General features: G+C 47.3%; 5 protein-coding genes and 1 tRNA gene. 2 read left to right on the forward strand and 4 right to left on the reverse strand.

Annotation, left to right across the window (positions count from 1 at the left end):
* Nucleotides 1–1304, reverse strand: a 1304-nt coding sequence (locus C7B77_RS20740) for a POTRA domain-containing protein (RefSeq protein ID WP_146138427.1), incomplete at its 3' end; no start/stop codon positions are given.
* An 80-nt stretch (nucleotides 1305–1384) separates the two neighbouring features.
* On the reverse strand, nucleotides 1385–2113 hold the full coding sequence (gene purC / locus C7B77_RS20745) for a phosphoribosylaminoimidazolesuccinocarboxamide synthase (RefSeq protein ID WP_106309268.1): 729 nt from the start codon (nucleotides 2111–2113) through the stop codon (nucleotides 1385–1387).
* A 440-nt stretch (nucleotides 2114–2553) separates the two neighbouring features.
* Between purC and C7B77_RS20750 the strand changes: the two genes are divergently transcribed.
* On the forward strand, nucleotides 2554–2826 hold the full coding sequence (locus tag C7B77_RS20750; RefSeq protein WP_106309271.1) for a DUF7219 family protein: 273 nt from the start codon (nucleotides 2554–2556) through the stop codon (nucleotides 2824–2826).
* A 156-nt stretch (nucleotides 2827–2982) separates the two neighbouring features.
* On the opposite strand, the gene C7B77_RS20755 is transcribed toward C7B77_RS20750, so the two are convergent.
* Nucleotides 2983–4110 (reverse strand): glycosyltransferase, encoded by a 1128-nt coding sequence (locus C7B77_RS20755; RefSeq protein WP_106309274.1) that lies wholly within the window; start codon nucleotides 4108–4110, stop codon nucleotides 2983–2985.
* A gap of 233 nt (nucleotides 4111–4343) precedes the next feature.
* Between C7B77_RS20755 and C7B77_RS20760 the strand changes: the two genes are divergently transcribed.
* A tRNA-Val gene (locus tag C7B77_RS20760) sits at nucleotides 4344–4416 on the forward strand.
* A gap of 148 nt (nucleotides 4417–4564) precedes the next feature.
* On the opposite strand, the gene C7B77_RS20765 is transcribed toward C7B77_RS20760, so the two are convergent.
* Nucleotides 4565–6511: an FHA domain-containing protein gene (locus tag C7B77_RS20765; protein ID WP_106309277.1), complete on the reverse strand. Its 1947-nt coding sequence runs from the start codon at nucleotides 6509–6511 to the stop codon at nucleotides 4565–4567.
* Nucleotides 6512–6699 lie beyond the last annotated feature (188 nt).

Here is a 6699-nt window from a genome sequence, read left to right on the forward strand (position 1 = left end):
AATGAATACGATCGTCGTTGGAAAATATTGACGTTATATGATGTGCGATTGGGGTCGGTGGCAATCCACGGATCGGAAAAGTTCAAGTCATATAAATTATCGCCCCGGGAACCGATTTGCAGATCTGCACCTAATTTTTGGGCATTACCGCCGACGTTCAATTGGCTGTAGTTGCCACTCCCAAATAAACCACTAGTCGAACTGATCCCAGCCCCAAATAAGACTGAAGAAGTCTTCCGTTCGAGGACATTGAGTTGGAGGATTACCTTCGCGGGGTCGGTGCCAGGGGCGAAGGATATGCGCACGTCATCGAATATCCCCAGCCCAAAAATTCGCCGCAGATCTTTTTCTGCAGTAGCACGGTTGAAGATTTTACCAGGTTTTAATTCGGCTTCGCGCGTGACGATAAAAGGACGTGTATTGCCGCGAATCGGTTCTTTCTTGTCATCGACTAACGAACCTTCTTTATTGATAAAGCGCACCTGCACATCTTCAATCAAGCCTTCGGCAATGACTAACGTCAAAGTCCCGTCGGCATTGAGTTCTTGCACGTCTACCACTTGCGCGAGGTTGTAGCCCTGCTTTTGGTAAAACTCGTTTAATTGTTTGATCGCTGCTTGGAGTTCGACGGCATTTAATGGCTTGCCATATTGGTTTCCAAAGATGCTATCGATGTCCGCTTGTTTGATAACGCTAGTGCTATTAGCGGGTAGAGTCCTAATCTGCACCTGACGCAAACCACCATACGGCGTTACCAAAAAGCTCAACCTGACGCCTTTGCTCGTATCTTCGGGCACGATTTCGACAGCGGAGAAGGCACCCAGAGCTTTGATGGCATTGAGATTTTGCTCTAGTTGTTCGCGAGTGGTAGGTTGTCCGGGTTTAACTGTCAGAACTTGACGGACTTTCGATTCTAGCTCTGGAGCTAATGCCCCTGTCGGAGTTTTGATAATGATATCCGAAACTAATACTTGGGTTTGACCCTTGGCTGGTAGCGTAGTTGGGGTTTGACTTTGAGGCGTCGTAGTATTTTGTGTGGTCGTACCCGTTATGCCCTGTTTTTTAATTGGCTTGCGGCGGATATTAGTTTTGCGGGTTTTCGATCGAGATTGAGCTATCAGATCTTTAGCTGTCGGTAATTTGTCCGCAGCACCCAGCGATTTTTTTTCGACGAGCGTGCTAGCCAAACTATGTTGAGAAACTAGTCGATCGATCTGAGTAGATTCAGCCTGTGCGGGAAGCTGAGATATTTGACAGATCGTAGCAACTGTGGCAACTAAAAGTAAGTTAAATTTCAATTTCATGTTTTCGTATAGTTAATAGTAGTTAGCAGCTAGTGGTTGGAGTAGACATCCTCTGCTCGAAACCGCATCTCCACCGAACTCTATGTTCTGACTCCAAGAACTCTGGCTAAAACTTGTTGATAGGCGTCCTCAATATTGCCCAGATCGCGGCGGAACCGATCTTTATCTAGGACTCGTAAATTGGGATCGGGTTCCCCAGTCAGCCACAACCGACAACTGTCGGGACTGATTTCATCGGCGAGCAAGATGTTATCGTGCTTGTCTACGCCAAATTCAATTTTGAAGTCAACTAGTGTAATTCCGCACAGTTGGAAAAATTCTTGGAGGATATTATTGACTTGTAAAGCTTTGGAGTGCAAGCTCTCTAGCTGTTCTGGGGTGGCCAATTCCATTAACAACAATCGATCGCGAGTCAGCAGCGGATCGCCCAAAGCATCATTTTTGTAGTAAAACTCCACCAACGGCTGTGGCAAAATCGTCCCCAGCGCAATGCCCGTCTGCTGGCATAGGCTACCTGCGGCAATATTTCTGACCACTACTTCGATCGGTAAGATCCGTACTGATTTGACCCGCATTTCGTGTGCCGACGGACAATCGATAAAGTGCGTGGCAATGCCGCGAGCTTCTATTTCCCTGAATAAATGCGCTGCAATTTGACAATTGATTTCGCCTTTGCCAACGATCGTCCCCCGCTTTTGGGCGTTAAAAGCAGTCGCATCATCCTTGAAGTAAGCCAGTAATATTTCTGGATCGTCTGTAGCGTATAGAATTTTTGCCTTACCTTCGTAAATCTGCGGATGACAATTCATGCTGAAATAGTTAGAATTATAAGAGCATTACCAAGTTTCAATTGAAAATTTGGTAGTAGTTAGCAAGCATTAGTCAAGAGCTAACACTTAGATCTTAATCTCCAACGTTCCACTTGCGATCGTTTGGAACGAGAAAAAGTTAAAATAGGCACACTTTTAATTCAAGATCGTCTTTTAAAATGCCGCTGACGTAAATCCATCCCAATTCTTTGAATTACGACTATACACGTTTGAACCCTTTGACCTTACTTTGGAGTTAAAGAGGCTTCCAGCTTGACTCTTGTTGTAAAGAATCGGGTTGAGCTATTCAGGCTGTATCGATCGTCTTGCAACTAGCGTTTGCCCAGAGGCAATCGACAATAGCAACCGAGCGGGCAAGATCGGACACCAGTATAAATCTTTATCTACAAATTTATCGCAGCACCCAGGAAGCAATATAAATGTCTAAACAGAGTGATTTCTTTTTGTATCAGAATAACCGTTACAACGGCGAGTTTAAACCAGAAAATCTGGTTTTTAATAGTAACTTGCAAGAATTTACTCAAAAAGTTAGTTACATCTGTAGTCTAGAGACTTCGGGCAAGCTGACACCAGAAGAATCTTATTACCAAATTAAAAGTCTGTGGAAGGAACTCAAACGTAGTAAAAAAATGCTCGGCATTGGGGCAAAAGATGATGAAGAGCCGCAGGATTCAGGGGATGATGCGGAGTAAGTGAGTTTACAAGGAGAGAGGGAGAGAGGGAGAGAGCATTACCCATTACCCATTACCCATTACCCATTACCCATTACCCATTACCCATTACCCATTACCCATTACCCATTACCCATCCACCCATCCACTCATCCACCCATCCACTCATCCACCCCTCTACCCCTTACCGCCGACTCCTCCGACTACTTGTCGATAATAACGTTGGAGCTGTTGCGTTGCTGCCGACCAGCCCCAGCGTTCGGCTTCTGTGCGGGCATTGTCGCGAAGCTGGAGATTGGCTGATGGATCGGCGAAGAGTTTTTTGGTAGCATCGATCGCGCCTTGAGGATCTTGCGGATCGAACAGATAACCATTTTGGCCATCGGTGACGATATCGGGAATACCACCCGATCTCGCAGCAATTACCGGGCAGCCAGCAGCCATCGCTTCGAGCAATACCAAACCTAAAGTCTCCGTCCTCGATGGGAAAATAAACGCATCGGCAGCAGCATAAGCTGCGGCTAGTTTTTCACCACCTAAATAGCCGACAAAATGAGTCGGCGTATCGGCAAAGTAACTTTCTAACGCCGCTCGATGGGGGCCATCGCCGACGATCGCCAGTCGCGCGCCAGGAATGGCCGCTAGAACGGGTTTTATCTGCTCGATTTCTTTCTCGGCACCCAGTCTGCCCACATACAATAGCAAGCGGCTTGCTGGCTCACCTTGGCTTAAATAGTGACGCATTTCTGTGGTCGCTCGCGTGGGATGAAAAGTTTCGGTGTCTACACCCCGCTGCCACAAGTCTACTCGCTCGATGCCGCGATCGCTCAGTTCTTTGACCATCGCACTAGAAGTACACAGGTTCAACTGTGCTTGATTGTGCGCTCCTTTGAGTAGCTCCCACAATAAACCTTCAAAGATGCCCAGCCCATAATGGTCGAGGTATTTGGGCAAATGAGTATGATAAGAAGCCACTAATGGAATGTGGCTGGACTTGGCATAATAAATTCCAGCTAGTCCTAAGACGGCGGGATTGACGACATGAATTAAATCTGGCTTAAATTCGGCTAATTGTTGGCCGATTTCTGGGCGGGGCAAGGCGAGTTTGAGTTCGGGATAGAGTGGGAGCGGAAACGCCGACAGCCCATAAATTTTCGCCCCATGGTAGGACTGCAATCCCCCATCCGGACAGAAAATCAAGACCTCATCGCCATGCCGAGTAAGCTGTTCGATCGTGTGCTTGAGTCGAGTGACAATTCCATCGACTTTTGGTAAAAAAGTTTCGGTGAATAGAGCGATACGCATCGTTGAGCAGATATTTTGAATCTTGGCAGCAGTGTTGTAGGAACGATCTATCGGATCGCTACTAGGTACGTATGTTACATGGCTTTGGCGGCGATCGCGCTAAAATTTATAGTCAGTAGCAGCTATCGATTCTCATTCGTCAGAGGCTCCGCCAACGACGCGATCGAAATTATCTGCTTTTACCACTTGACTAGACATCAAATCTCAGATATATTAGTTAAGCGTCAAAACACGGACGGTTAGCTCAGTTGGTAGAGCTCCTGCCTTACAAGCAGGCTGTCACAGGTTCGAGTCCTGTACCGTCCATACTAAATTATCAGTTGAAGGAAAAGTTGGCCAAGAATAGTCGCCCAACTTTTTTCTAATAACTAAAGATATTATCGTTCATCTCTGGCGGGATGCTCGATCTCAAGTAAATCTGCGATCGCGGATTGAAGTAGATTTGGGATTGGCACTAATTTGGCGATCGATTGTTCATCCATTGCCACCATTGTAAAAGCGATCGAGATAATATTAAGGGCTTGAGTTCGATCGCCTTACGAGCGAGTAAATCTTGCACGATATTAAAAGCGGCATATTGTAGCCCTAGGAAACTATCGACAGGTGCATAAGCATTACCTAAAGTTATCGCCCCAGAAGCATAGACTTTGCCCACATGATTGGCCATTTCGGGCAATTCAAAATCTTCGGTAACCGTTAGTCTGCCCAACTGATTGATCGGTAAATTATATTGCTGAATCAGATCCTGAAGTAACGGACTGGCGGTAATTGGGGCATCTACAGCCGTCGCATCGATGATAAAGTCCGATTCTAAGTGGATGTCGCCTTTGACTCCCGATTCGCGCACGGTGGTAATCGTACCGCCACGATTGGGGTTGGGAACTACCTGTTGAACTTCTCCATAAAAGATCTGATACCAGCCTTTATGGATCCCACCCGTGATGATTTTGCGCCAGTCGGGACGATTCATCGTCGTGACGCCACCCCAATCGGCAAGTAGATGCTGGCGTTGCTCGGGGGTGGCATTTTCTAGGGTCGTTTTATACTGCCCACCCCAGGCGGATTTAGGCCAATTGAAGGGCTGAAACTCATAATTATGTTCGACCTTTCGCTCGGCTAAACCGTATTTATTCCCATCGGTTTTGGGAGAGCGGAGTAGCTGAATGACACGAATTTCGACTCGATCGTTATTGCGACGCAGAGAGTAGAGTTTCTGAAGAATGCGAGCGGCGACAATTCCCGTTCCGCGTAATAATACCGTCCCACCATACATCGCTAGCGATTCGTAAATATGTTCGTGGGGTTCGTAGGCATTGACTACTGTTTTAAAATCTTGAGTGCGATCGCGATAAGCCTGAAGATCTGGTAAAAATTGGAGCGCGGGATAACCAGTAGCAATATGCACGTAACGTGCGATCGTACAGGCATAATCAGTCGGTTGCTGGCAGGTATACGCGATCGCATAGCGTCCGTCGGTAGTCTTGCGAATGGCTTGAACGCTGGCAGTACGAATCATTTTCTTCCAACTAATCCGCGCGGCTTCACGATCGATTGCGGCGATGACATCGCCAGATTTGGGGGTATAAGTATTCGCCAGTGTCGGCTCGGTGAAGACTTGCCATAAATGACCCAAGCCCGATTTCAGTCTGCCTTTAGCGATGTCTGTAAACGCCTCTATGGTCGCGTAATTGGGAAAACCCCAAATATTATCAGGACAGGCATCGGCGGGGGATCTGAGCCGCTCGTAGGGCACGATCTGAGCATTTAAACAGAGCTGTTGATAGCGTCCGTAGGGTTGCTGCTCCATTCCTAAAGCGCGGATGCGATCGGTACTTACGCCACTAATTCGCAATAAGTCTACCCAAATAAAACTCCCCAAACCGCCACCGACAGTCGCATATTCGACTTCTTCGACGGGCAATCCGGTAGCGTGGATTGCTTGCGGTTCGATATGGGTTTGGCGGAAAATTGTGGGTAGGCAACTATTGAGCTGAACTACAGGCGGCGGCGTAATGCGCGGATCGGGCCGATTGGTGACAGAATTAAATCTAATCTGCGATTGACTTGCTGGCGTAGCGACAGGTTGAGAATTATCTGGTAAGGCAATTGCAATCTGATAATTGCCAATTTTGATGACATCTCCAGGCTCGATCGTACTTTGGGGCTGCTTTGTACCATTAACGATGACACCATTACTACTACCGCGATCGAAGATCGTCAACCGATCTCCTTCCATCTCGATCGAGGCATGATAGCGAGATACGTCCAAACTATTCAGTACGATCCGACAGACGCGTTGTCCGTCTAACAGCTCCGGTAGCCGCGCAAACTCTCGCCCCAAGGCAATGGGCACGGTTAACAGGGGTTCTTTGCGTTCTCCTGTTGCTGGATCTTCCCACATCAAACGGATTTGCACGATCGATCGATTGACTGAGTGTTTAACGATCGATCTTAGCAGGATGAGCGATTTTTTGCTCGATCGCGCCTCATTTTCAGATCCCCGACTTCTGCGACTCGACTTTAGCCATTAGAGGTTTTCTCTGGGGAAAACCTCTAATGGCTGTTTTGACTTGATGAGTAAAGAGTTAG

It is taken from the genome of Chamaesiphon polymorphus CCALA 037, from assembly GCF_003003845.1.
GTDB classification, from domain to species: Bacteria; Cyanobacteriota; Cyanobacteriia; order Cyanobacteriales; family Chamaesiphonaceae; genus Chamaesiphon; species Chamaesiphon polymorphus.

Coding starts and splice junctions, on each gene's coding strand:
- C7B77_RS20765 (WP_106309277.1), bottom strand. CDS start 6,511: ATGTGGGAAGATCCAGCAACAGGAGAACGCAAAGAACCCCTGTTAACC.
- C7B77_RS20750 (WP_106309271.1), top strand. CDS start 2,554: ATGTCTAAACAGAGTGATTTCTTTTTGTATCAGAATAACCGTTACAAC.
- C7B77_RS20755 (WP_106309274.1), bottom strand. CDS start 4,110: ATGCGTATCGCTCTATTCACCGAAACTTTTTTACCAAAAGTCGATGGA.
- purC (WP_106309268.1), bottom strand. CDS start 2,113: ATGAATTGTCATCCGCAGATTTACGAAGGTAAGGCAAAAATTCTATAC.